Source organism: Micromonospora sp. NPDC049799, assembly GCF_040656655.1.
In the GTDB taxonomy this organism is placed as follows: domain Bacteria; phylum Actinomycetota; class Actinomycetes; order Mycobacteriales; family Micromonosporaceae; genus Micromonospora.
In genome coordinates, this window is the sequence record NZ_JBFAMU010000640.1 from 1 (window position 1) to 2,493 (window position 2,493).

Annotated in this window: 2 protein-coding genes; both read left to right on the forward strand. The window is 74.7% G+C overall.

From position 1 onward, the window contains the following. The coding region (locus AB0I76_RS27615; protein ID WP_357041381.1) for a hypothetical protein at positions 1 to 1,252 on the forward strand (1,252 nt) is incomplete at its 5' end. 223 nt (positions 1,253 to 1,475) lie between these two features. Beyond that, the coding region (locus AB0I76_RS27620) for a SigB/SigF/SigG family RNA polymerase sigma factor (RefSeq protein WP_357041384.1) at positions 1,476 to 2,493 on the forward strand (1,018 nt) is incomplete at its 3' end.

Consider the following 2,493-nt stretch of genomic DNA (forward strand, 5'->3'; position numbering starts at 1 on the left):
GTTCACCGGCGCGCCCGATCCGGTGCGGCGGGCGGCGGTGACGCGGGCGGCCGGCCGGGTGGCGCTCACCGTCGGGCAGACCGCGGAGGTCGACGCCGGTCGGGTGGCCGGGTGGTTCGCCGACCAGTACCCCCGCCGCCGGTATCCCGCGGCGCTGCTCGGGTCCCCGCACGGCGCGGTCGCCCACCTCGCGGTGGTGCTCGGCGTGCCCTGGCTACCCACCGGCTTCGAGATGTCGGTGCACTGGGCGCAGGGAGCGGTGGACCGGCCCCGGGCCGCCCTGGACCACGGCGCCGCCCTGGCCGGCCGCCTGCTCGCCGGCAACCCCGACCTGCACGTACGACAGGTGCACTGCCCGGCCAGCCGGGGCGCCCTGAGCGGCGTGACGGTCTCCCTCGCGGCGCGGTGGCGGTCGCTGCCGGCGGCGTACGCGCGGTTCCTGGCCGACCGGCTGGAACCCGGCGCCCCCCTGCTGGTGCTGCGCGACGCGCGGACCTGGCCGGTCCTGGACGAGGGGTCCGGGCACAGCTTCCAGGTCGGCTCCCCGGCCAGCGGGCTGGACCCGGTGGACTTCCACCCGGACAGCCACGCCCTGCGCCAGGTGCTGCGCTCGGCCGGTGGCGACGGCGCGGGTTGGGAGCCGCCGGAGGTCACCGCACCGCGCGGCGTGGCCGAGCACGGCGTGGAGGACGGTTTCGAGGCCGACACCCGCCGGTGGGTCTCCGAACACGGGCACACCCTGCACCGCGTCCTCGTGCCGCAGCCGTCGGCGCTGAGCGCGGCTACCGCCGACCTGTACCGGCGGTGGCTGCGCGCGGCCGGCAAGACCGGTGACCGGTTGGTGGTCGAATGCGGCCGGCTGCTCGATCCGTGGCAGGTCGTCCGGGCCGGCATGGTGCCGTACTGGTGCGAGAACGCCACCCGGCGCAGCGTGGAGCAGGTGGAGTGGTGGCTCGCCGGCAGCGAGCCGTTCAGCTCCGTCGACGTGCTGCCCGAGCCTCCGGGGCTGCGCTCGCCCGCCCTGGCCGGGTTGCCGCAGTGGCTGGCGGTGGCCGGGTTCGGCCGCCGGCGGCGTGCCCTGGACCGGACCGCCGCCCGGGGCTACCCGGTGACGTCGGTACCCACCCGGCGTGCCACGGAGGTGTTGCGCGCCCAGCCGTACGACCTGCCGACACCGGCCCCGATGGGCGTGCCGGAGGCCCTGCAGACGCTCCGCGACACCGGCAACCACCTGGGGCTTCAGGTCTGTTGAGACCGGGACACCGAAACATCCTCGCGAACCGGGGGTGCCGTGATTGAGTACCTACGGAGCGGGAACACCGCTGGCTGCGACGGCCTGATAACGCTGTGCAGTGTGGCGCCGTCACCCGCTGGCATCCAAGTCACGTAACCCACTTCCGGCCCGGTGCGTGGTGCGAGCACGCGCACGACCGGTTTCCCAATCCGGGCGGGGGACCTTCCTGAGGGAGGCGCGGATGTTCGGACAGACCACCACAACCACACCACCGCCCACCGAGCGGGGCCTGGAGGACCTCGACGCGGCGGCGCTGGCGTACGCGGCACGGATCGAGGGCCTGCCACCGGAACGCCGGCAGGAGGCCCGGGACGACCTGGTCCGCTTCGCGCTGCCCTTCGCGGGCCGGCTGGCGCGCCGTTACCGGGGGCGGGGGGAACCGCTGGAGGATCTGGAACAGGTCGCCCGCCTGGGCCTGGTGAACGCCGTCGACCGGTACGACCCGGAACGGGGCTCGTTCACCGCGTACGCGGCGATCACCATCGTCGGCGAGATCAAACGGCACTTCCGCGACCGCACCTGGGGCGTGCACGTGCCCCGCCGGCTGCGCGACCTCATCCTCGAGGTCGGACAGGCGACGGCGTCGCTGACCAGCGAGCTGTCCCGGGCGCCCACGGTCGCCGAGTTGTCCGCACGGCTGGAGACGCCCGAGCAGGAGATCCTGGCGGCCCTGGAGTCGGCCGCCGGCTACAGCCCGGCCTCACTCAACGCGCCGGTCGGCGGGGAGAGCTCGGCCGAGTTCGGCGACCTGGTGGGCGAGTCGGACAACGCGCTGGAATCCGTCGACGACCGGGTGACGGTCAGCGGACTGCTGCACCGGCTGCCGTGGCGGGAACGGCGGATCCTCGCGATGCGCTTCTACGGCAACCAGACCCAGGCGGAGATCGCGGCCCGGTTCGGCATCTCCCAGATGCACGTCTCCCGGCTGCTGTCCCGGGCACTGACGTGGCTGCGCCAGGCGATGCTCGCCGACGCGCCGCCACCGTGGCAGAACGGCACCGCGGAGACCGGCACCGCCAAGACGCGGATCTCGGTGAAGCACAACGGCGACCGCGTGCTCGTCGAGGTCGGCGGTGAGGTCGACCGCGACGGCGCGGACCAGTTGCGCCGGGCGATGCTGGAGGCGGTCACCGGCCAGCCGGCCGAGGTGGTCGTCGACCTGGTCGGCGCGGGCGGGTTCGACGCCGGAGGCATCGCCG